Raw genomic sequence first — 24105 nt, forward strand, 5'->3', positions numbered from 1 at the left:
TAGTATATAAAGGAGAAAATATGTCAGGACATTCAAAATTTGCAAATATTAAACATAAAAAAGAGAAAAATGATGCCGCTAAGGGCAAAATTTTTACTGTAATCGGAAGAGAGATTGCAGTTGCGGTAAAAGAGGGCGGACCGGACCCGAACAATAACTCAAGACTTAGAGATGTTATTGCAAAAGCAAAGGCAAACAATGTACCAAATGATACAATTGAAAGAGGTATCAAAAAGGCGGCAGGAGATGTCAATTCTGTAAACTATGAGCAGAACACCTATGAAGGTTACGGCCCGAACGGAGTTGCAATTATTGTAGAAACTTTAACAGATAATAAGAACAGAACTGCGGCAAATGTAAGAGCGGCTTTTACAAAGGGTGGCGGAAATATCGGAACACCGGGATGTGTGTCTTTTATGTTTGACAAGAAGGGACAGATTATCATAGATAAGGAAGAATGTGATATGGACCCGGATGAACTTATGATGACTGCACTTGACCTTGGTGCCGAGGATTTCAATGAGGAAGAAGACAGCTATGAGATTTTAACAGATCCTGATAATTTCTCAGCTGTAAGAGAAGGACTTGAAAAACTGGGTATTCCGATGGCTGATGCAGAGGTTACAATGATTCCGCAAAACTGGGTAACATTGTCAGATGAGGAAGATATCAAGAAGATGAATCGTATTCTTGACCTTTTGGATGTTGAGGATGATGTACAGAATGTATATCATAGCTGGGATGAGTAATATGACATTGCCAAAAGATCCCGTGATGTTATTATCACTTATAAATACCAAGCTTAGAGATTTTAATTCTTCGTTGGATGATTTTTGTAAAGAAAATAATCTAAATGAGGATGAGATAAAGAAAAAGCTTGAGATGATTGATTATCACTATAACGAAGATAGAAATCAATTTGTATAATTATATTTGTTACTAAAAATAGTATTTAAATAGTTGGTTTAGGCTGATTATTTAAATACTATTTTTATTTGAAGAGTAGTTTGCCCGGTAAATATTCAATATATAACTATTCGCAAAACTCAAGTTTAACGCATAGTTATGCAATTTAAATATAGGGAGCTATTATGATAATAACTCCCCAATATTGCGTTTATACAAACATAAATATGTTTATAGCTTATTTAATCCATGCACCGTTTGCATCCACTCTGTATCCGTCAGGTGTTGTAGTGTTTACATACAGCGCACAACTTGAGTCAAAGCAATACCACTTTCCGTTTATCTGTAACCACTGACTGACTGCGCTATATCCTCCTGCCTGTGTATAATACCACTTATTACCTAAGTAAAGCCATTCATTCTCGGATATATATCCTCCCGCCTTTGCATAGAACCATGAATTGTTTACTTTCAACCAGTTGTTCTCAATCAAACTGCCGTCTGCACTAAGATAAAACCAATGTCCGTTATCTTTTACCCAATCATTTCTTACAGGTAAAGCTGATCCGTTTCTAAAATAATTCCAACTTCCGTTACTTAATTTAACCCAGGTTCCGCCGGAGGATTGACTTGTATTACTGTCTGTATTGATAAATCCCCATGTGAATGTAGTTTTTGACCTTCCGGAGCCGCCGCCTGATGAGCCGCCGCCTGAGCGACCGCCACCTCCGCCACCGGATTTGCCTGACTTACCTGAGCCGCCTGTATGTACACTTGTACTGCCGTCTTTTTCAACTATAAGACCTTTTTTGCCGAAACTCTTATTCCCATATAAGCTGAAGAAATCTACAGTATATTCTATAGGATCATATGCATTTCCGTGATTATCCTTAAGTCCTTCAACTTTGACCAGATATCTGTCACCTGCATTATATTTTATCTTTGCGTCAAAAATAACAGCCTGATGTAATGAGCCGTAGCCGCCTGTATTTATATTAAAGAATTCGCCTGTAGTACTCTTATCGCTCTTATCAAAATAATATGACTTGTTTGTTTTTAAATTTGTAAGAGTAACCTTTACATCATTTTCATTTGCACTGAAGTAGTCGGAGTTCAATGAGATAGACCAAGGGCCGTACATATATTCTGCAGGCATCTTACTTGCAGGCCATGTCAAAAAGTCCACGTCACTACCGCTACTTGAACTGCCGAAGAACGAATTCCACAAGTCTGTACCTGTATAGATGCAATACATGGATGTATATTCATTGTTGCGTCCAGGCCCTACGGAAATACCGAATGATGTCTTTTCAAGTCCCGGGGAAATTGCCCACCTTCTATGTCCTACTCTATCTATATTAGAAGGGTCTCCGTCTCCCATCCAACCATATAGTATGGCCTCTGAAATTGTATCATAACCTGCACCTAGATTTGAATGCTTTGCACCGTAGGCACCATTGATGTATAACTCATCGGATACACCGGCTTTTCTTTCAGGATTATGTGTGATACCGCCTATTCCGATCATAAGTGTTGATGATGCCTGTGCATACTTTTCGGTATCATAGTCATAGCTTGCTTCATTAAGTCCGGCAACATACCTCATGACATTTAAAGTGTTGAGAGCGTTTTGTCTTGAAGCATCACTTAACTCTCCTGCTATATTGTTCTTGTAGTCAGGTGTAACCTTCCAAGTATCAGGTTTTGTAACATCGAAAGGATGACTGCTTAGGTAAGCTTTTATATCTTCCTCACTTCTTTGTGTAGCCATCTTTGCATTAGACGGCGTTCCGGCTACGGTAAACGGATATGCTGCAACATCCATGCTGTAAAGCCCGACAACGGCAAGGCTGATTGCAACCAGTGACAATAGTTTTTTGACCATATATACCTCCACGCAGATACTTAAAATATAAGATTTAAATATCCTTAATATTTTATAAATATTATATTACAGATACAAAAGTCTTTCAATAATTGTATGCTATTATCACATTTATCGTTACATTGTACAATAAAAACTTTAAAATATGTAACATATGATAATTTTTTTAAAACTAAAAAACTGTTACCCGATAAGTTCATTCATCAGGTAACAGTCTTTATCATACCATTTGCAATAATACAGCATTTATTATTGCGGCACAGACATTGCTTCCGCCCTTATTGCCGTCACAAATAATTGCAGGTATATTGCTCTGTTTTATAAGCTCCTTGGCTTCGATAACATTTACAAAGCCTACAGGTGCCGCGATAATAAAATCAGGTGTATATTTGTCCAAAAGCTCATGGATTCTTATCAGTGCCGTAGGTGCATTACCTACAGCAAATACTATAGGGATCTTTTTGCCTTTATTTAAATCCTGTTTTTCATCGCGAATTTGATAAGCCAAATCAACGGAGGCCGTCGCTCTTGTAGTGTTGTTTTTCTTTGCATATTCAATCGTATCAGGCTCCGCAATAAGACAGCGCGGAGTTATAGAAAACTTGCCTGTCAATATCCTTTTATTGATACCGCTTAGTGCCATATTTGTATCTGTAAAAATCATTGCATCTGATTGTATACAATGTTTTAAAGTTTCAATTGCATTATTTTGAAATATAACATTGTATTGATAGTCAAAGTCAGCCGTGGTATGTATAGTTCTTTTTACAACCAAAAGCTCATCATCGGTATAAAACTTCAGTCTGTCCTTATCCATCTGTGATGTAAGTATTTCAAAACTCTTTTTCTCTATATCCTCAGGTTTTATCTGTAGCATAAATCACCTTTCTATTTTTCGATATTTAAAATATTCATTATTCTTTCTATATCCAAAGACTCTTCCACCAGATCTGCCAAAAGCTCATACTGTGAGTCCTTATAGCTTTCAAAATCGGTTATATTATCATTAAGACTGATCTTTTTACCTGTCTTTTTGATAAGACCGCTTATCAGACAGTCTACAAACCTATCATTTTCAAATATACCGTGCATATATGTACCAAGTATATTTTTGTTTACAAAGCCTCCGTTTTCACTTATATCTGATATTGTAAAATACTTTTCATCTGCATCTATGGTGCTGCCCATATGTATCTCATAACCTGTTATGGCAGTATCGCTAAGATTATCAATAAAATCCGGCAAATTCATTATCTTTGTTTTAGTCTGCCTTGTAGTCTTTTTCTTGGCAAATACAGTACTGAAGTTTAGGAGTTGAAGTCCTGTTTCAGAGCCTCCCTCTTCCACTCCTACCTCATCGGTTAAGTTGTTTCCAAGCATTTGAAAACCTCCGCATATGCCGATAAGATTTTTATTTATCAGATTATTACGATTAAAGCCTTTATCTTTCAGCCATCGAAGATCATAGAGTGTATTTTTTGATCCGGGTAATATTACAAGGTCCGCATCTGCCATCTCATTCGGAGAGGTGATATACTTAAGTACAATCTCAGACCTTCGCTCAAGCGGATTGAAATCTGTAAAGTTTGAAATATGCGGCAGTCTTATTACCGCAATATTTATCTTATCCTTTGAAAATTCGGTACTTGCAGTATCAAGTCTTGAAGATAAGCTGTCCTCATCGTCTATATCAATCTTTGTCATAGGTATAACACCTACTACAGGTATTTTGACACCTATTTTAGCAAAGTGATCTTTGAGCATATCAAAGCCCGGAGTGAGCAAAGTTTTATCACCTCTGAACTTATTTATCACAATACCCTTTATCCTTTTTTGACTTTCATTGTCCAAAAGAGCTACAGTACCGAAAACAGATGCGAATACGCCACCTCTGTCAATATCGGCCACCAATAGTACAGGTGAATCCACAAGCTTTGCCAGCCCCATATTCACTATATCATTTTCATTTAAGTTTATCTCTGCAGGTGAACCGGCACCTTCTATAACAATAATGTCGTATTCACTGTCAAGTTTTTTGTAAGCATCCATTACATAAGGGATAAAGCTCTTTTTGTTGGCGTAATAATCGCTTGCACTCATATTTGCATAGACTTTACCGTTTAATATTACCTGACTTCCGGTATTTGATGTAGGTTTTAAAAGTATCGGATTCATACAGGCGTCAGGCGCTACCTTAGCCGCCTCAGCCTGCATAACCTGAGCTCGCCCCATCTCCAAGCCGTCTTTTGTTATAAAGGAGTTTAGAGCCATATTCTGTGACTTAAAAGGCGCCACCTTAAAGCCCATTCTTTTAAACATTCTGCAAAGTCCGGCAACCAAAAAGCTCTTACCTGAGTTTGACATGGTTCCCTGAACCATTATAACCTTTGCCATAAACTACCCCCTAAGTATCTTATGTATTGTATCAACAAGTATATTATTTTCAGCCTCTGTTTTAACCGCCACTCTGAAGTAGGTATCATCAAGTCCTACAAAATCCGAGCAGTCTCTGACTATTATTCCATATGTCAAAAGCTTTTTTGACATATTCTTTTTATACTTACAAAGTAAAAAGTTTGCCATGGAGTGAAAAGTAACTATACCTAAATCCTCTAATTTATGTGCTAAAACAGTCTTCTCTTTTTGGATAGACTCGACAACGGAGTCCATATTTTGTGTCAGTGAGTACTTGGCGGCTTCAAGCGCAAGTGTATTTATATCCCATGACGGTGTAAGCTTTTTAAGCTTCTTCATTATTGTATTATTATGTGTGAGCAAATATCCGAAGCGAAGCCCCGGAAAAGCATACAGCTTTGTAAGGGATCTTAGTATAGCTATATTCTCAAAATCATTCAGTTTATCGCACATCGAGTAATTTTCACCGTTTTCTACAAACTCCAAAAAGCACTCATCAAGCAGAACAAAAATATCTTTTTGCTTACAGTATTTGATTATTTTATGCAATAACTTATTTTCAACAATAAATCCTGTCGGATTATTGGGGTTTGTAAGTACAAGTATATCAATATCATCAGACAATATATCAAATATATCTTCACTTATATGAAGATTTGGCATATTGTAGTAGATTAAATTTGCATCTACTGATTCGGCAGCCAGTCTGTATGATTCAAAGCTCGGTACCGGTATACATATATTTATCCCTTTTTTAAAGGTTTGAAACAGCCTGAATATAATACTGTTTGCACCGTTTCCAAGATAAATATCACCTGTATCCACATTATGTTTTTTACTTATTATGTCATTTATTTCACTATAATTTCCGTTCGGATAATGCTCCAAAGTTAAGATGGAATCTGTCAGAATTTTTTTTAAGTTACTGTCAAGTCCGTATGGATTGATGCTTGCGGAAAAGTCGATAAATTTTTTTCCTGTCTTGGCATATTCTAAGAATCTACCTCCGTGCATCTTGAGCCTCTCTGAACTCATGAGAAAAATGCTTGTCATAGAGCTTGCTGAGTTCAAACTCATCTGCAAGGAATCTGCCTACATATACAAGTGCCGTCTTATTTATATCGGCTTCTTTAACCTTATCTGCAATACATTCAAGAGTTGACACTATTATCTTTTGATCAGGCCAGCTTGCCTTATATACTACAGCAGCCGGTGTATCCTTAGGATATGAAGTCATAAGCTTTTTTGCAAGTTCATCTATACTTGCTATACTTAGAAAAATCGCCATACTTGCCTGTATCTTTGCAAGGTTTTCAATACTTTCAGCTTCAGGAACAGGTGTCCTGCCTGCCATTCTTGTAAGAATAAGAGTCTGTGTGACTCCCGGCAGAGTAAATTCTTTTTTCATTGCGGCAGCGCCTGCAAAAACGGAACTTACTCCCGGAATTACCTCATATTCTATACCTTCCTTATCAAGAGCAACCATCTGTTCTCTGATAGCTCCGTACATAGACGGATCACCTGTATGAACTCGTGCAACACTCAAGCCTTTGGCGGTTGAATCAAATATAATATCAAGCACCTCGTCAAGACTTAGAGAAGCGGAGTTTATAAGCTTTGCACCTTCTTTAATATCTGTAAATAATTCTTTGTTTACAAGAGAACCTGTATAAATAATAACATCCGAACTGTCAATAATTCTTTTGCCCTTGACAGTCAAAAGTTCAGGATCTCCTGAGCCTGCACCTATAAAATAAAGCATATTATGCCTCCAATTATTAAATTTATTATAAGCAATACCGTGTAAGCAAAATACATAATATTGTTTACTTCTATTATATCATCAGCCTTTATGGCTGCATTACCGTCTCCGATACTTTTCTTTTTGACAAGCTTGCCGAAATAATATGCATCACCAAGCAGCTTGGTATTAAAAAAGCCTGCAATAATACTCTCTGTCTGCCCTGCATTCGGACTGGAATGTACATATCTGTATTTAATAAAGGCCTGTAATGAGTTTGTAAATGTTATAAAACTGCCTTTAAACAAAGATAATATAAATATCACAAAAAGTAAGATAATGGCGGAAAATCTGGCAGGTAAGAAATTGACTATGTCATCAAGCTTGGCAGCCGCCTTACCTATATAAAAATATTTTTCATCCTTGTATCCTATCATGGAGTCCATAGTATTTACAGTCTTATATATTATAGGAAGTACCAAGATAAGCCATATAAGTTCGGTGTTAAACGCCGCTATTATACTGCCCAGTGTAGCATAAAACCAAGGAGCCACAATACCGTCCGACATATTCTCGGCAACAGTCTCTATAACCGCCTTTATGATATGTTCATAGTCAAGTCTGTCGGTGTCCCTGCCCACTATCATGGAGAGTGCTTTTCTTGATTTTTCTATATCATTGCCCTTTATAGCATGGTACACCTTCATACTCTCAAATCTAAGTGAAGCCTTTGAAAATATTTGAAAGAACAGAAAGCTTTCCAATAAAAAGGCAAGCAAAGTATTCACCTTATATAAGAAAGTATCTATAAGGTATGCTGCCACACCCCAAATAAGGATGTTAAAAAAGACGATAAGAAAGCCTGAAAAAAGCAGTCCTGTATTCGACTTGAAAACTTTTCTGAAAAGCTTTTCAAAAGCTGAAATTGTATTACCTATAAATCTTACCATATGTGGAAAATTTTCAAAATCTCTGATAAAAAAATCCAATATAAATCCACATAAAAAAGCAAAAAAATGAATCATTTTACTCTAAGGTGCCAATGCAAGTACCAAAACAACTACAAGCTCTGCCAGCTGCAAAAAATAGCCTGCAAGGTCACCTGTAATACCCCCAAACTCTTCAAAAGATTTTACCCTGTAAAATAAAAAGACCAAAAATATAGCTATCGCACAAAGCAGACCGTAGTTTACACTTATCGCTATCATAGCCACACTTCCAAAGCCGATAAATAAAAGCAATACTATTCTGTTGATGTAAATAAGGCTCTTATCGGCAAATTCAAAAGCCAGACCGTTGCCTCTTGCATTTTTAAATACTGTCAAAGCCAGTGCGCTGTACGCCCTTATAAGCATATATGCAACGGCAAGTATACATATTTTTGTAAAACTCTTTATAGACAACATACCGGCAAAGTATAAAATTATATATACAAGCCCACCGATTATGGCAAAGGCGCCTGAATTGGAATCCTTCATTATACTAAGTTTTTTTTCTTTGGGTTGATTTGAACCCAGTGCGTCCATAGTGTCAAGGAACCCGTCCATATGTATGCCGCCTGTATACAATATCGGAAAACTTGTAAGTATCGCCGCAACAAGGAATTCATTCACTTTTAATTTACTGAAAAATATAGAAAATAAAACCAAAAAAATCCCTTCCACTATACCCACAACAGGTAAGAATAAAAGGCAATATTTCATATTTTCTTTTTTCCACTCAAAACTCCTGACCGGAAGCTTTGAGTACATGGCAAAGGTTATTGCCATCGACTTTATTATATTTATCATCTTTACTTTCTGTCATAGGGCAGCCCGTAAATCACTTCGACCACTCTATCTGCAATATCAATTATTTTTTGATGTAAAGAGAAAAGACAGTCTATAAACATATCCAGTTCTTTACTTTGGTTTCTTTTTGTAGAGAAAATATCATTTCCCACAATAAAAAGAGAATTACATCTCTTTTCAAGTTCAATTATATCAGAAAAAATTGTTTCTGTAATCTCTTTGGAGTCGGATTTCATACCGTTTTCATCAAAAATATTGTTGGAAAGCAGATTGGTCAAATCCTCAAGCAAAATATTATTGTCACTGTGTATATTTATGTTGCTTAGATATCTGGGCTCTTCAACGGTGAAAAAGTTCTTATCAGCTCTTTGCTTAAGGTGCTTTTGTATCCTTTGTTTTGCATAACTTCCGGTATTTTCCATTGTTGCAAGATAAATTTTATTTTCAAAACTTTTTGAAATCAACTCTTCGGCATACTCCGACTTTCCGCTTGATACGCCGCCGTAAATATATACTATCATACAAATCTTTTATACTCTTCTATCTTAATATCCGAAAAACTTGCATTCTTTGTATAAATCTCCAAGACCATGTCAAGGAGCGGAAAAAGCATGGCACATCCGCTGCCCTCGCCAAGTGCCAATGAAGCATCTATAACAGGCTTTAAGCCTAAAATATCAAAGATAATGCTTGCTACAGGTTCACGACTCAGATGTGAGGCAATCATATACTCCTTACAGAGCGGATTGATAAAATACGCAAACAAAGCTGCAACCTCCGAGATTACACCGTCTATAACTATCGGCAATTTATATATACTTCCGCCGATAAAGATACCTGTAAGTGTTGCAATATCAAGTCCGCCTAAAGATGAAAGTAAATCAAGCACAGCCAAGACTCTTACACTTTTATCTTCGGACTTTATGCTGTCTAAAAAAAGCTTATCTCTAAAACCGTACTTTTCTATACCCTCTTTTATAATATCCATCTTTTTCTTTAATTTGACATCGTCAAGTCCTGCACCGCGACCTGTTACATCCTCAACAGGCAAATTAAGTATGGCGGCGGAAAGTGCGGATGATGTGGTAGTATTTCCTATTCCCATCTCACCCGTACCGATAATTTTAGTCTTATTGTCTTTCAGTTCACTTACTGTGCTTATACCTGTAAGTAGTGCTCTAAGTGTAATATCAAGCGGCATCGCTTTTTCTTTTATAAAGTTGTTTGTGCCGTGCATCAGTTTGTGATTGATTACACCAAGTGAATATATCTCAGTATCAAAGCTGTCAATTCCCATATCAAAGACCATCATTTTGGAGCCTGCAGCTTTTGACAGCACTGCAATACTTGAAGTTCCAAGTGCCATACTCTTTGCAACGGCTAAGGTAACATCCTTGTCGGACTGTGATATGCCTTCTTTTACAATTCCGTTGTCGGCACACATTACTGTGATACATTTGTTTGAAATATCGGGGATTTCATTTTCATATATTGCAGAAAAATTCTGGAAGATTTTTTCAAACTCACCCAGACTGTCAAGCGGTTTTGCAATACTGTCCCAATGCTTTTTTGCCAGCTGTCTGTGACTTTGTGATGTAGTAGTTACTAAAGCTATGAGATTTTCAAATTCAAGTAATAAATCACTTTGTATCATTGTCAAATCAGGTAGTCTATACATCTTTTTTCCTTTCTAAAAATGAAATCAGATTTTGTAATAAAAATTCATAACCGCGCAAATAAATATGAGGAAAACCTGCAAATATATTGTCGTGGGCGTTGATACAGTCCCATTCCTTACTCTTATTGGCCTTTATAGCATGAGCATAGTCTCCGTTGCAGGTGGAGTCATAGTAGTGAAACTCATGGCTGCGAATCCTTTGGTTTCTTTTCATCAAGATACTCTCAGATAGGGCTTCTATTTCAATATATCCGAATCTGACAAGTTTCTTTGTTTTAAAGGCATTTCCGGCTATCAGACCTACACCTTTAAAACTTTCACCTTCATTATTTTCAAAGTTCTTATGCAGATATATAAAGCCTCCGCATTCTGCAATTATAGGAATGTCGGCATTATAAATACTCTCAAGCATGGAGGTATTTGAAGACAACTCTCTTGCATAAAGCTCCGGATAACCGCCTGAGAGCCAAAGCACGTCTATATTGTCAGGGAGTTTTTTATCATGTATCGGACTGAACTTCACTATCTCAAAGCCGTATTCTTCCAAAACCTTTATATTTTCTTCATAGGTGAAAGAAAAAGCTTCATCATAGGCAAAGGCAAGGCGATATTTTTTTTGCTTTATATTTAAAGCCTCAGCAGTGACATCTGTGTAATGTGGTACTTCAACTTGGAAATCTTCAAGCATAGTAAAATCCAATGTCTTTGAAAGTTCATCAGATACCTTATCTACTATATTGAAAATATCTTTTTGAGGCTCATACAGACCGAGATGCCTGCTTTCAATATGAAAATTTGTATCAAAATACAGGTATCCTATCAGAAAAAGTCCAAGTTCATTTAACCTTGATCTTATCATATTGATGTCTGCATTTTTTTCAACTTTATTTACTATCACAGCTTTTACACGGTGTGTAAAGCTTTGCAAATATGCAGACAGATTGTCAAGCTCATCCATATCGACAACCATAATTACATCTATATTCAGCTCTTCGGATACAATACAGGCACTGCATCTTTTTCCCTCTCCGTAGATGCCGTCAAACAGTCCCATTGCTCCTTCTATTATGGCGATATCTCCTTTAAGGTTTCTAAAAAAAAGTTTCTTCAGTTCACCCGGTTTAAACGAGGGCTCCAAAAAGTACGGATCCAGATTTGTGGACGGTGAACCTGCTATCTTCTCGTGATACATTGTATCTATATAGTCCGGTCCTGTTTTGTAGATGGAAACGGATTTGCCCGCTCTTTTTAATATATTTATAAGGCCTAGGGTAATAAGCGTCTTACCGCTGCCTGATTTCATTGCTGAAACCATAAAGGCCTGTTTTTTAGAGTTCATTGTAATAATGCTCCTTTTTATAGAATTTACCATAAAATTATATAATAAAAATACAATAAAATAAAGAGCCTGCACTAATGCAAGCTCTGATAATAGTATATTTTATTTAAGATTCATCTTCAACATCCCAATCATAGTCATCTTCATTAAAGTCATCTTCAAGGAAGCCTTCAATAACCCTGTCATTATGACTGCCGTCAGCCTTCGTTTCAAGCAATACCCAGTTTAAATCATCTTCCTCAGCCCTTGGGTTTCCTTCGTCAAGAAAAGAATAAAACTTTGATATTACAGCTTTTGTATAGATTTGTAAAAATCTCTCGGCTTCTTCATCAGTAAAGCAGGCATTAAATTTGTCAAGAAGATCCTTATCATCCTCATAGAAGTCATCAGCCAGCTCCAGATTGCCTTCAATATCTCTTACAATCTTTTGCATTTCCTTAAATACGGACATCCTGGCAAATTGCGGTATATTCTCTGTCACCTCACTGTATGCGGCAGGTATATTGTTTCTAAAGCCGGCCTTATCCATCTTTATAACAAGGTCAAGTATCGCCTTTTGCTTTTTAGCGTCCAAATTAGCGATACCCGATAAATAAAACTCCTTGGCATTATCACTTAAATTCGAGTCTTCAATAATCTTTTTTAATTGTTCAAATGTATTCACAGTCCCCTCCTGAAAAATATTTAATTTTACTCTATATTATCCTTATACATCCAGCGCATCTCTCAGTTCTTTAATGCTTTTATATCCTTTGACCGAATTGTCATTAAAGAGCTTACGTCCTTCTTCAATTGCAGCCTTTGTATCCTTGTTAGGTGTGTCAAGCTTCAGCTCAAAAGGGATGCCGTTTTCTCTGACTGCGGTTCTCAAAAACATATTTATAGCTGTTGTCATGTTGAGTCCAAGCTGGTTGAAAATTTCTTCAGCCTGATCCTTTATATTTTTATCAGTTCTTATATTTAGATTTGTGGTCATATATCTACCTCCAATATCTAAAATATAGTTTAAAATTCGTGCAATGTCAACACAATATGATGATAATAAATAGTTTATATACAAAAAAGGATTTCAAGCTCAAAGAACCTAAAATCCTTTTGTAGGTTATTTATTTTTATCTTCCTGTTTTTTTCTTTCTACAAATCTACCCATAAAGAATGCGAAGACGCCTACACCTATACCTGTCTGTACACAGAAAAGTAAGCTCTCCACCTCACCCGGAAGCTCCTTACCGATCAGTGTCTCTATAACAGGAGTGAACCAAGGCTCGTACTCTTTACCCTGAATTTCTGAAACGACCTGACTTCCGGCATCATCCGAACCTCCGAACTCCGCATTCTTGAGAGTTAAAAGGGGAACAAGTGCCAATAATACTATTATTATAAGTGAAACTATTACAATCTTTTTATTCTTTGACATCAGTTTGCACCTCCCTCTAAAAATCCGATTTCCTTAAGTTCAGACTGTGCATATGTTCTGAGACCGATGATAATAACTACAGTCAAAAGACCCTCTATTATAGCAAGCGGTACCTGTGTAGGCGCAAATACAAGTAAGAACTTTCCTGCAGAAGCCATAACACCGCCCTCCTTCATAGGGTAAGCAAGTGCAAGCTGGAATGAAGTAACAACATAAGTAAGTAAATCACCGAGGAATGCTGCAAGGAATATTGAAATATTGTCACTTACCTTTGCCTTCTTGCAAATCTTATAAACGGCAAATGAAACAAAAGGTCCTGCTATAGCCATAGAGAAAGTATTTGCTCCAAGTGTTGTGAGACCGCCATGTGCCAAAAGAATTGCCTGGAATATAAGTACTATAATACCAAGTATACTTACCGCACTCGGACCGAAAAGAATGGCTGCAAGTCCTGTACCTGTCATATGTGAACAAGATCCTGTAACTGAAGGAATCTTAAGTGAAGAAAGAACAAAGACAAATGCACCTGACATAGCTATAAGTGTAATTGTTCTTCTGTCCTTACTTACAGTCTTTTTGATAGACAGATATCCGGCTATCAAGAAAGGTAATGAAATAAGACCCCAAGCCACACAGTATCCTACAGGTAAATAACCCTCCATGATATGCATAGCGTTGCCGTTAAAAGGCAGTGCAAAACTGAAAGCAAATAAAATTGCCAAGCTCATGAAAATTTTTTCTTTTCTCTTCATATAATCCTCCTATAAAAAATTTATATTAACTCAAGCCTTTGCCTGAGAAATAATCAAATCTCTAAACTCCTCGACGCTTCTTACCGGAACACAGTCTTCCTTAACTATGGAGTTCTGGGCAAGAATATCAAAAACATCAAGAAGAATAGGCTTTTTAAGGTTTGCCATTTTTAAAACCTTACTGTCACTTAATACATCTACAGGCTTACCGTCGGCTATTATATTTCCGTCACAGAACACAACAATTCTGTCGGCGAAACGATAAGCAAACTCTATATCATGTGTGGATATAACCAAAGTTTTGCCGTCGCTGCTCATCTTATCAAGAGCCTCTTCAAATATAGCGACATTTTTCGGATCAAGTGACGCGGTAGGCTCATCAAAAATAATTATCTTTGAGTCCATGGCGATAATATCTGCAATACTGACCCTTTTTTTCTCGCCTCCGCTTAGATAATGTGGCGGCCTGTCTATCAAATGATGAATATTCATATAATTTAGCGCATCATCGACTCTTTTTTTGACTTCTTCTTTGCTTAGTCCAAGATTCATAGGACCGAAGCTCACCTCAGCCCTTACGCTTGAGGCTATTATCTGATTGTCCGCATCCTGAAAAACTATACCGACATTTTTTCGAAGCTCTTTGATACTCGACTTGTCTATAAGCTTATCCTTATAATAAACCTCTCCGCTCTCAGGCTTTAATACTCCGTTGATATTTAGGAAAAATGTCGACTTTCCGGAGCCGTTTGCACCTAGAATAACCAAACGTTCTTTTTCATGTATATCAAGGGAAACACCCTTTAGAGCTTCTTTATCACTATCATAAGAATAATGAATATTCTCAGCTTTTAATATTACATCGTTCATATAACCAATCTCCTTATGTTAAAACTATACTGAAAATGGAAACTTAAGTTTTAAACTGACAATCCATATAAAAAACATAAATAATACAAATAAAAATACTGCCAATATATTTTTGCCGTAAAGTCTCTTTTCATCCTGTAAAAAATTCAAATCTCCGTCAAAGCATCTTGCTTCCATAGCCGTATAGTATGCGTTGGCTTTTTTCAGTGAGACTATAAGGATATTACTTGCAATATTTCCGAAACTTGTCATAGAAGTTTTGAAGTTTCTATAGCCAAGCCTTGAAGCGGCCGAGTTTTGCATATTCATATAGCTTTCTATAAGTATGAATATAAATCTGTATATAAGATTCATAAGCTCCACCAAAAGTTTAGGTAAACGCATATTTCTGAGAGCATTTATTATCTCATAAGGCATTGTGGAAAGTATCAGGCTTTGCATAATACTTACACAGGCAAATACCTTTATTACAAGTTTGAGAGTCATTACAATCTGAGCTTTTGAAGTATAAATATACAGACTTCCAAGCTTTAAATTAAAGTCTCCGCTTTCATGAAAAGACAGTCCGAGTGCAATGCCGATACTTGCTAAAACTATAAAACTGAAAGGTGCTATAAACATTGATAGATACTCTTTTGCATCCATACCGCCAAGCAAAACACTTACAAAGAACATAGTGATAAATGCATAAGCACTGACGTATATATTGTTTAATGTAATTGTCAAAATGAGTGCAACTAAAGCGGATATTAACTTAAACTCGGGATTTATCCCCTTAAGCTTTGAATGAAAAGCGTATAAGTCTATGGAATAATATCCACCATGCTGATGTGCCATAAAACCTCCTACAAAAAAACTGTACACAATGGGTTCGAAACTCATTGTATACAGTTTATTTACATACAAAATCAAGACACCATAAAAACAGTATCTTAAACCTAACTATAAAATTAACCGGATATTTTTGAGATCGAAAAATTCCATATATAACAGTACACAGATGTATCCTGACTTAAATTCCGATAAAGACATCGAAAGATCCGACCTTCCCGCTTTTGGCAGTGGTATATAGGATCTATTATTATCACAGTAGCGTTCCTGTGTGGGATTCTCACCCAACTTCCTATGTCGAAACATAAAATCCATGTACAACGATGCCTAGAATACCACAATATATCATTAAAATCAAGTATAATTTCTGTATTTATAATAAAAATGACATAAAAAAATTTTAATAGTTAGGTTTAGTTAACGTTTTATATGTTTTTATAGCATATAAAGAGCAAATATTTATAAAATTATACCAAAACCCCCTTGGGTATAATGTGTAATTACAGAATCTCTTATCCGGATATAAAAAAGCCGATATCAAATATCGGTGTATTTGATATCGGCTTTTTTTATATTGTAGCAGTAATATATAAGCATTACTGTCAGTGCTGTTGATATAAGCCAAACAGATTTGGTTTGAAAAATTGAAGTAAAAGCTGCGGAAATTACTCCGCCGCTTATAAAGCTTATAACTATCAGTCCGTAGTTGATTGCCTGACGCTTAAACTCGGCTGTATCTCCTTTTCCTTGTATCAACCTGTATATAGCCATAAGCATCTTTCTGTAATTTCCTGAAGTCATCAATATGGTAAAAGGGTGATCTTCTATAAGGCTTCCTGAAAATGTGAGCATCATTATACCGGTTACAAATGCAATTAGAGAAACACTGATATACTTGTGAAAGTCAAACAGAGGCAATAATAATGTTATTATAAGCAATGGTAGCAATGAGTAAGCACGCCAATATGCAGTCTTTCGTCTGTCTTTTATAAAAATACCGACAATAAATCCTGTTGAAAAGAAAACTATGGATAGACATCTTAATACAAAGTCATATATATTTTGGCTCTTAACATTAGCTATCAAAAGTATAATATTACCTGTCTGTGTAGCTACCAATACATCATAGTGCATATGACAAAACACATCCAATGCTCCGCCTATAAAACCTAAGAGTACAGCCATAAATCGTGTATTCTGAGGCAGTAGTTGTTGCTGTGACATAATCACCTCCATAAAACATTTAATTAAAACTTATGCACCACACAGTCTGTCAAATAACATGAATACTCAGGATACAGTGAAAGCTTTATTTTAGGCTTTTTTATACCTGATTTTATACGGGATATCATTTCCTCAAAATAACAGGCATCTCTCTCCCATGCTTTAACCGTTTCTTCTCTGTCCTGTTCACTTTCATAATCATCATCTTCTTTTGCTTCTTTGACGGCATCCTTAAAATATTTGCGATTTTCTTCCACAAGTTTATTAAAGAAGTCCTTTTCATCATTTATCCAGAGAGCATAAAAATAATAGTCCCAGTCCGCAATAGAGTAATATGTATATACATCTTCATCGTTAAGGTATTTTAAAAAGATATCATATTCATCCATTACATAGTAGGCGTCAAAGATATCACACTCTGAAATATTGTCGGTATTTAAAGAATAGTTACTGTCTTCATCAGGTTTTACCTGTTCCAAATATCTTTTTGCACTTTCCTTATTGCCAAGAAATATATCACAATAGGCGATGCTTAATAACAGTCTCATTCTGTTTTTATACTGCCTTAACAGCTCTGTGAATATATCCTTAGCCTGTTTATACTCCTTAAGCTCATATAAGCATACGGCATAGCTGAAAGTATCTTCATAACTTTCTGTCATATCCTTTGCAATCTTATAATATTTTTTACCAAGATAAAGACTGTCTGACGAGTCATTGTCCTGATATTGACTGAAGTGATACTCTCCAAGTCCCCTATATGTCTCTATAAAAGGTGATTTCAGCTTGTATGCCATATATAAATATTTCAGGCAAAGTGGAGTGTTGTCCTCATAAAATGCAATATTTGTATATATTCTTGCCTTTTGTTTGTCATTCAAGCGATTGGAAAAGTTATCTAAGAAATCTTTTAACAGCTTACTGCAATCACTCTCGGCATATCTAAGAGTCAGTATGACAGATGCAAGTGTACAGACAGAATCAATATCAAAAGGATTCTTATCAAGCCTTTTTTGAAGATAGCCTTCCATCTTTTCAAGATATTCCTTTGACTTTTCAAAATCATTCATGAATTTTTCATTATATTTACTTTCATACTCTTTTTGTAACTTGTACCAATATGACTTTATTTCTTCCATCACCTATACCCGTTATTTATCTACCACAGCTTTGCTATAAATACCATGTTTTGTGCGATCATCATATTGTAGGGACCGACTTCCTTTGACTTTGAAACATTGATTGCAGTCACCTCCGTATCATAGCCGTACTCTTTGGCCTTTTTTAAAATATCACTTATCTGTGCAACCGTTTCTAATGTAATAGCCGAGATGACTATTGTAGGATGTTTTTGTGAAGCAAATATTATATCCATTACAGCATTCAGCTCGCCGCCGCTTCCGCCTATAAATATCTTATCCGCTTCAAGGATATGCTCCAGGCCCTCAGGTGCTTTGGCAAAAATAAGCTCTATATTTTCAGCATTGAAATTATGTATATTCTTTTTTATAAGCTCGACAGCCACCGGATTTTTCTCTACAGCATAGACTTTACCCTCATAGGCAAGTCCTGCCATCTCTATACTTACAGAGCCGCTGCCTGCACCTATATCATAGCAAATACTGTCAGCGTTTATATCAAGTTTACTTAAGATTACCGCTCTTACTTCAGACTTTGTTATCGGCACTTTATCCCTTATAAAAACTTCATCAGGAAGACCGAAACTTATAGATTTTTCACTGTCGGGATTATATATGATCATACAGTTTAAATCAGATATATCCATATCAAGGAATTCATTTGGCTTTGCGGTAGTGATTCTTTCATTCTCATAGGAGAGATTTTCACCTATTGTAACATCAAGATCAAAGAATCCGAAGCTTATAAGTTTTCTACAGATTTCCTTTGCTCCCTCACCTTTTGATGTGATTATAAAAGTATACTCATTTGAGTCTATGTTGTGATATAAAAGCTCATCTTTTCCGTGAAAAGACAGTATTTTAACCTTAGCCACATCCGTATTTGTCTTTGCACATAGATAACTTAGGCTTGATATACCGGGGAATGTATTTATCTTACAGTTCTTAAAAGCTTTCAATCTTTCAAACAGTTTAGAACTGCCGCTAAAGAGTGAAATATCACCGCTGAACACTACAGCAATTTCACTGCTTGTATTTGACTTTATTATATCCAGTATTTTTTCTGTGTTGTATTCTGTAAAGTAAGTCTTATCGGAAAAATCGGACTTTATACTCTCCACTATTCTTTTTGCACCTATTATGATATTTGAATTTGATATGGCTGTATATGCAGCCTTTGTCAAAAGATTCGGGTTTCCAAGTCCTATTCCTATCAAGTTAATATTCATACTTTTCCCTCTTTAAAGATTTTTTACATTTTGTATACATTCATCAAGGCTTATTCCCACATCCTCTGATTGCGGCAATATAATTACAGGTATGCAACCTGTGTTCTCACAGGCTTCTATCTTCTCATCAAAGCCGCCGCTCTTGCCTGAAACCTTTGTAACAAGATACTTACAGTGTAATTCCTTTATTATTGCTTCATTCAGGTTTCTTGAAAACGGACCTTGCATAGCTATTATATTTTTAGACGCCACACCTGCGCTTATACAGGCATTTATAGAATCCACGCTTGGGAGTACTCTTGCAAATATACGGTCACAAAGTTTAGCAAACTGCGCGATTTCTTTGCTGCCGGTTGTAAGGAGTATATTTCCCTTTGTCTTTAAAAGGTATTCTATAGCCTCATTATTTGAATTAAACTCAAGATTATGTCCTTTAGTAACATCCATAGACTCCCTTTTTACTCTGAAAAATTTAACCTCTTTTGAGAGAGACTTTATAGCGGCAAGTATATTCTTTGAAATCTCATAAGCATAGGGATGAGTGGCATCTATAACACAGTCAATCCGGTTTTCTTCTATCAGACTTACTATTTCATCTGTATTAAGTCTTTTTTCACTGACCTTTACATGATAAAACTGTGGTAAAACTTCTCTGCCGTACTCTGTAGCCACACAAAGTATTGTATCCAGTTTCAGTTTATCACATACCGTTGCAAGTTCTCTGCCCTCTGTAGTACCTCCGAATATCAGGATTTTACTCATTGGTATAGCCTCTTGGAGTTACAAGTTTGTTATCAATTACCTTTGTCATTGAATTGCCTATGAATACGGTTTCAAACATTCCGGCTTTAATATCTTTTAATTCCTCTAAAGTATAGACGGTATAATCCTCTCCGTCTCTTCCTATATTCTTTGCTATTGCACATGGAGTAGAAGCATCTTTATGCTTTAAAAGTATTTCACAGGCTTTTTCAAGGTAGTCTGCACGCTTTTTGCTGCCGGGGTTATAAAGACAGATACAAAAATCTCCTATTGCGGCACATTCAAGTCTCTTTTCTATCTTTTCCCAAGGTGTTAAAAGATCACTAAGGCTGATTACCGCAAAGTCATGTATCAGCGGTGCTCCTATAAGTGCAGCGCCTGAAAGTGCCGCAGTTACACCGGCTACAGTCTTTACCTCAACTTCTTTATACTGCGGCGCTATACCCAGCATAAGTCCTGATAAACCGTAGACTCCTGCATCTCCCGAGCAGACAAGTGCTACGGTTTTCCCCTTATTTGCCTCTTCAAAAGCAAGCACACATCTGTCATATTCCTTTGTCATAGGAGTTGAAAGACAGTTTTTATCAGGCCAAATCTCCTTTATAAGATCTGTATACACCGTATATCCTATGACAACATCACTTTCTTCTATCTTCTTAACAGCCTCGATTGTCATCTGATCATACTTACCCGGTCCCATACCTACTATATAAATTTTTTTCATTTCAGTCCCCTTACTATAATTGTTGTAAAATATCCGCTTGTTTCAGGAAGATTATTTGCTCCAACAAACAGTCTTTCATTTTCCATACCACAATTTTCCACCATGTATACATCACAATGCGGTTTATTTTCACGTATATATGATACCAGACTTTCATAACTCTTTCCCGACTTCATAAGTACCAAAGTACCTTTCAGGCTGAAGGCTTCCTCAAAAGAATATGATGAAGGAATAACATGAAGTTCTTCATCCGCCAAGGTAAGCGGTATTCCAAGCTTTGCAGCCGCAGCGCTGAAAGATGTAATTCCCGGTATAGTAACCACCTTTATATCATCGGCTCTAAGTCTTTGTGCAATATATGAATATGTGGCATAAATCCCCGGGTCTCCAAGTGTAAGAAGTGCCACATCACCTTCTTTTAAAAGCTCCTTAATTTGTGCGGATATCTTTGAATGTGACTCTTCAAGTACATATTGGTTTTTAGTCATAGGAAAGTCAATACATACTTTTTTCTTTTTGTTTATCTCAGGCATTGCCTTTTTTGCAATATTAAAAGCGATTGATGTATCTTCACTTTTACCTGCAAAACATATAACTTTTGATTTTTTTATAGCATTTAAAGCTTTTACAGTCATAAGGTCGGGATCTCCCGGACCTACACCTACTCCATATAATTTACTCATTTTCTTCTCCTGTATCTATTACCGTTTCATTATCGCTGAATGCAATAATTCTTATTTGTAAGTTCTTTTTGAACTCGTCAATACTTGCAAATTTATTCTTATGATAGAATATTTCCGCCTTAAATGCACGATTATATGCATAATAAAGCATCTTATTTGCAATTATATCAAAACATCTCTCCAATTTATATTCTTTTATTATGGCGATGGCTGCTGTCGTGGTCTTTTGCTTTAAGATATCCAAAAGAATCGGAGTCAGCAAAGAAAAATCTATATCATCATCCTCCAGCACATCTTTTATAACTGCCGCAAGCAAAAGTTCAAGCCTTGAATCAGAATCATTTGAATGTGTATTCATTATTCCGCCTGAAAGCTTTATCAGCTTCCCCATATCTCCGCAAAGCACTATCTTTTTTGCATCATGTGATATGGCATAGTCAATACTCTCTCCGATAAAGTTACTGATAATTGCAACTGTAGAAGCGTCTGTAGCAAAATTTTTCTCCAAGTATTTCGCACCTATATTTCCGGGTGACATATATACGGTATTTGTATCCGAATTTTGTATTCTGAACTTTATATCCGCTTCTATCGTTTCAAGCAGCGCGGTCTTACTCATAGGCAAGACCATACCTGAAGTGCCGAGTATTGAGATACCTCCTATTACACCAAGCCTTTCATTAAAGGTCTTTTTTGCAACCTCCATACCGTTTTCAACCATAACTGTAATGTTTACTCTTCCGGTCAGGTTATTCTCTGCAAAAATTTTACTCAGATTGTCAATCATCATTTGCCTTGGAACAGGGTTTATGGCGGGTTCACCCTTTGGCAGCGCAAGTCCGTTTTTTGTAAATGTACCGACTCCCTCGCCCGCAAAAAAATGAAACTCAAGCTTATCGCCCTTTATAAATTCCAATTTAGTGCTTATCAGGATGCCGTCTGTAACGTCAGGGTCGTCTCCGGCATCCTTTCTTACACGACAGATATATTCGTTATTTTCCACTTTCGAGTACTCTATCGGAATACTAAGTGTTATGCCGTAAGGTAAATCCACATCCACAATCCGCTTTTCTTTTTTAAGATACAGATACGCCGCACCTATTGCTGCTGCGGTTGCGGTTGTACCTGTTGTGAATCCGTATCTTTGTGTATATCCGTTTTTATTGTTAAACTCATCAATTGTCATTCTTTCATCCTTGGTATTTTAAAACCAAACTCCACTCCGTCAGATTTGTTGACTACTTTTACCGCTCCGCCATGAGCTTCTACTATAGCCTTTACTATAGAAAGTCCTATACCGCTGCCACCATAGCTTCTTGAGTGTGCCTTGTCCACCTTAAAAAACTTCTCCCATACATTGGCCAAATCTTTTTCAGGTATTTGATTGCCTGTATTGTATACACTAAAATATACATTGCTTTCATCTTCAGATACATCTATTTTGATAGTACCGTTATCGTTAACGTGATGAATGGCATTGCTTATATAGTTTGTTACAACCTCCTCTATCTTAAACTCGTCGGCATATAAAAATACATCCTTTGAATTATCAAAATCAACTTTCACATTTTTTTCACCGATAAGAATAGATATGGAACTTAAAACACCCTCTGTCAGTGAGGTCATATTGAAGTTTTCTTTATGTAATATACTGTTTCCGGACTCAAGAGATGATAGTGTTAAAAGCTGCTTTACCATCTTGTTCATCTTCTCACTCTCATCCATAATGACTTCGGTATAGTACTTTCTGCTCTCTTCATCCTCACAAAGTCCCTCATTAAGCCCTTCCGCATATCCTTGTATCAGTGCAATAGGCGTCTTTAACTCATGTGATACATTGGCTATAAAGTCTTTTCGCATCTCATCAATGGCTTCTTTTCTCTTTATATCCTCTTTCAGTACCTCATTGGCTTCCTGAAGTTTGCTTATTGCTTTTTTCAGTCTGTCTGACATATAGTTCATATTTTGACCGAGAGTTTGTATTTCATCGCTTCTCTTACCATCATATCTGGCGGTAAAGTCAAGCTTTCCCATCTTATTTGAGATTTCCGCCAGTTGAAGGATAGGGCTTGTAATCATCTTTGTGATAAGGAAGGTGATTATTACCGTTATAATAAATCCTATTATTGCAACATATATAAGAAACTTGTTTGAGATATTCACACTCTCTTTAAGTCCCGCTACCGGTGTGGACATTATAACAATGGTCTGATTGTCACTGCAATATCCGAAACCTTCTATAAAAGAACTGTTTTTTTGTGTATTGTGAAGTATTATGGTATAGTTGTCACTTTTATACAGTATATCTTTCTTTTTAATGTTTTTATTACCTATAAAGCCTTCCTGTATCCTGTCAAGGAACATATCCCCCTCTCGTTGAGAAGAGTATATCGCCTTATTCGTCATTGAATCCACCAAAGCGATAGTTATATTGTGTTTGTTTGAATAATCCAATATAATATTTGATACCCTCTCATTGACAACAGACTCGCTGTCTTCACTTTCTCCGATAACAGTCTGTCCGTCTTCTGAAAGCTTTTTTACTTCATTATCCAGTTTAAGATATGCTTCATGTATTTCACTGACCTTTTCATTCTGATAATACCAGGTCAGACCGAAATTATTTAAAATTCCGATAGACAAAAGCAGTATGGAAATAAGGAGCAGTATTATAAGAGTTATCTTCACACGCAGTGAATGACTGAATTTTTTAATCATAT

The 24105-nt window shown here is 36.3% G+C and carries 26 protein-coding genes and 1 riboswitch; of the genes, 2 read left to right on the forward strand and 24 right to left on the reverse strand.

Annotated features, from left to right (window positions below; translation table 11 throughout):
* Positions 1-20: 20 nt before the first annotated feature.
* On the forward strand, positions 21-749 hold the full coding sequence (locus EHW90_RS05975) for a YebC/PmpR family DNA-binding transcriptional regulator (RefSeq protein WP_009444833.1): 729 nt from the start codon (positions 21-23) through the stop codon (positions 747-749).
* Position 750: 1 nt separating this feature from the next.
* Positions 751-927 (forward strand): DUF4250 domain-containing protein, encoded by a 177-nt coding sequence (locus tag EHW90_RS05980; RefSeq protein ID WP_040457857.1) that lies wholly within the window; start codon positions 751-753, stop codon positions 925-927.
* Positions 928-1144: 217 nt separating this feature from the next.
* Here EHW90_RS05980 and EHW90_RS05985 read toward each other — a convergent pair whose 3' ends face one another.
* The 24 genes from EHW90_RS05985 to EHW90_RS06100 all read right to left on the reverse strand — a co-directional run bounded on the left by EHW90_RS05985 (position 1145) and on the right by EHW90_RS06100 (position 24103).
* Positions 1145-2791: a CAP domain-containing protein gene (locus EHW90_RS05985; RefSeq protein ID WP_124951983.1), complete on the reverse strand. Its 1647-nt coding sequence runs from the start codon at positions 2789-2791 to the stop codon at positions 1145-1147.
* Positions 2792-3011: 220 nt separating this feature from the next.
* Positions 3012-3668: a precorrin-8X methylmutase gene (locus tag EHW90_RS05990; RefSeq protein WP_124951984.1), complete on the reverse strand. Its 657-nt coding sequence runs from the start codon at positions 3666-3668 to the stop codon at positions 3012-3014.
* A gap of 11 nt (positions 3669-3679) precedes the next feature.
* On the reverse strand, positions 3680-5185 hold the full coding sequence (locus EHW90_RS05995; RefSeq protein WP_124951985.1) for a cobyric acid synthase: 1506 nt from the start codon (positions 5183-5185) through the stop codon (positions 3680-3682).
* 3 nt (positions 5186-5188) lie between these two features.
* Positions 5189-6220: a pyridoxal phosphate-dependent aminotransferase gene (locus EHW90_RS06000; RefSeq protein ID WP_124951986.1), complete on the reverse strand. Its 1032-nt coding sequence runs from the start codon at positions 6218-6220 to the stop codon at positions 5189-5191.
* Positions 6207-6968: a precorrin-4 C(11)-methyltransferase gene (gene cobM, locus EHW90_RS06005; RefSeq protein WP_124951987.1), complete on the reverse strand. Its 762-nt coding sequence runs from the start codon at positions 6966-6968 to the stop codon at positions 6207-6209. The genes EHW90_RS06000 and cobM overlap by 14 nt, the downstream gene beginning before the upstream one ends.
* Positions 6953-7972: an adenosylcobinamide-phosphate synthase CbiB gene (gene cbiB / locus EHW90_RS06010; RefSeq protein WP_124951988.1), complete on the reverse strand. Its 1020-nt coding sequence runs from the start codon at positions 7970-7972 to the stop codon at positions 6953-6955. The genes cobM and cbiB overlap by 16 nt, the downstream gene beginning before the upstream one ends.
* A gap of 6 nt (positions 7973-7978) precedes the next feature.
* Entirely contained in the window at positions 7979-8737 is a 759-nt protein-coding gene (locus EHW90_RS06015) for an adenosylcobinamide-GDP ribazoletransferase (protein WP_124951989.1), read from the reverse strand.
* A 2-nt stretch (positions 8738-8739) separates the two neighbouring features.
* Entirely contained in the window at positions 8740-9258 is a 519-nt protein-coding gene (locus tag EHW90_RS06020; RefSeq protein ID WP_124951990.1) for a bifunctional adenosylcobinamide kinase/adenosylcobinamide-phosphate guanylyltransferase, read from the reverse strand.
* Positions 9255-10415: a nicotinate-nucleotide--dimethylbenzimidazole phosphoribosyltransferase gene (locus EHW90_RS06025; RefSeq protein WP_124951991.1), complete on the reverse strand. Its 1161-nt coding sequence runs from the start codon at positions 10413-10415 to the stop codon at positions 9255-9257. The genes EHW90_RS06020 and EHW90_RS06025 overlap by 4 nt, the downstream gene beginning before the upstream one ends.
* Entirely contained in the window at positions 10408-11754 is a 1347-nt protein-coding gene (locus EHW90_RS06030; protein ID WP_124951992.1) for a cobyrinate a,c-diamide synthase, read from the reverse strand. The genes EHW90_RS06025 and EHW90_RS06030 overlap by 8 nt, the downstream gene beginning before the upstream one ends.
* Before the next feature lie 106 nt (positions 11755-11860).
* Complete coding sequence (locus EHW90_RS06035; RefSeq protein ID WP_124951993.1) at positions 11861-12418, reverse strand: peroxidase; 558 nt, start codon at positions 12416-12418, stop codon at positions 11861-11863.
* Between the two features lie 42 nt (positions 12419-12460).
* Positions 12461-12730, reverse strand: a complete 270-nt coding sequence (locus EHW90_RS06040; protein ID WP_124951994.1) for a type II toxin-antitoxin system RelB/DinJ family antitoxin — start codon at positions 12728-12730, stop codon at positions 12461-12463.
* A gap of 126 nt (positions 12731-12856) precedes the next feature.
* Entirely contained in the window at positions 12857-13171 is a 315-nt protein-coding gene (locus tag EHW90_RS06045; protein WP_060931425.1) for an energy-coupling factor ABC transporter substrate-binding protein, read from the reverse strand.
* Positions 13171-13923: an energy-coupling factor ABC transporter permease gene (locus EHW90_RS06050; protein WP_060931424.1), complete on the reverse strand. Its 753-nt coding sequence runs from the start codon at positions 13921-13923 to the stop codon at positions 13171-13173. The genes EHW90_RS06045 and EHW90_RS06050 overlap by 1 nt, the downstream gene beginning before the upstream one ends.
* A 30-nt stretch (positions 13924-13953) precedes the next feature.
* Positions 13954-14793 (reverse strand): energy-coupling factor ABC transporter ATP-binding protein, encoded by an 840-nt coding sequence (locus EHW90_RS06055; RefSeq protein WP_124951995.1) that lies wholly within the window; start codon positions 14791-14793, stop codon positions 13954-13956.
* Positions 14794-14817: 24 nt separating this feature from the next.
* Positions 14818-15630 carry a cobalt ECF transporter T component CbiQ gene (gene cbiQ, locus EHW90_RS06060; protein WP_124951996.1) on the reverse strand — a complete coding sequence of 271 codons (813 nt, stop codon included), beginning with the start codon at positions 15628-15630 and terminating at the stop codon, positions 14818-14820.
* A 145-nt stretch (positions 15631-15775) separates the two neighbouring features.
* A riboswitch (cobalamin riboswitch) is annotated at positions 15776-15954 on the reverse strand.
* Between the two features lie 207 nt (positions 15955-16161).
* Positions 16162-16848: a YoaK family protein gene (locus EHW90_RS06065; RefSeq protein WP_124951997.1), complete on the reverse strand. Its 687-nt coding sequence runs from the start codon at positions 16846-16848 to the stop codon at positions 16162-16164.
* 23 nt (positions 16849-16871) lie between these two features.
* The gene (locus EHW90_RS06070; RefSeq protein WP_124951998.1) at positions 16872-17987 is read right to left on the reverse strand and encodes a tetratricopeptide repeat protein; all 1116 of its coding nucleotides are present in this window, start codon (positions 17985-17987) and stop codon (positions 16872-16874) included.
* Between the two features lie 20 nt (positions 17988-18007).
* The gene (gene cbiE, locus EHW90_RS06075) at positions 18008-19216 is read right to left on the reverse strand and encodes a precorrin-6y C5,15-methyltransferase (decarboxylating) subunit CbiE (protein ID WP_124951999.1); all 1209 of its coding nucleotides are present in this window, start codon (positions 19214-19216) and stop codon (positions 18008-18010) included.
* 12 nt (positions 19217-19228) lie between these two features.
* Complete coding sequence (gene cobK, locus EHW90_RS06080; protein WP_124952000.1) at positions 19229-19978, reverse strand: precorrin-6A reductase; 750 nt, start codon at positions 19976-19978, stop codon at positions 19229-19231.
* Complete coding sequence (gene cobJ, locus EHW90_RS06085; RefSeq protein ID WP_124952001.1) at positions 19971-20702, reverse strand: precorrin-3B C(17)-methyltransferase; 732 nt, start codon at positions 20700-20702, stop codon at positions 19971-19973. Before cobJ ends, cobK begins: the two co-directional genes overlap by 8 nt.
* Positions 20699-21385 (reverse strand): precorrin-2 C(20)-methyltransferase, encoded by a 687-nt coding sequence (gene cobI, locus EHW90_RS06090; RefSeq protein ID WP_124952002.1) that lies wholly within the window; start codon positions 21383-21385, stop codon positions 20699-20701. The genes cobJ and cobI overlap by 4 nt, the downstream gene beginning before the upstream one ends.
* A complete protein-coding gene (gene cbiD, locus EHW90_RS06095; protein ID WP_124952003.1) occupies positions 21378-22571 on the reverse strand; it encodes a cobalt-precorrin-5B (C(1))-methyltransferase CbiD in 1194 nt (397 codons plus the stop codon). The genes cobI and cbiD overlap by 8 nt, the downstream gene beginning before the upstream one ends.
* Positions 22568-24103, reverse strand: a complete 1536-nt coding sequence (locus EHW90_RS06100) for a sensor histidine kinase (RefSeq protein WP_124952004.1) — start codon at positions 24101-24103, stop codon at positions 22568-22570. Before EHW90_RS06100 ends, cbiD begins: the two co-directional genes overlap by 4 nt.
* Positions 24104-24105: the final 2 nt, after the last annotated feature.

Origin of the sequence: Lachnoanaerobaculum orale (assembly GCF_003862485.1) — a bacterium.
Classification (GTDB): Bacteria; Bacillota; Clostridia; order Lachnospirales; family Lachnospiraceae; genus Lachnoanaerobaculum; species Lachnoanaerobaculum orale.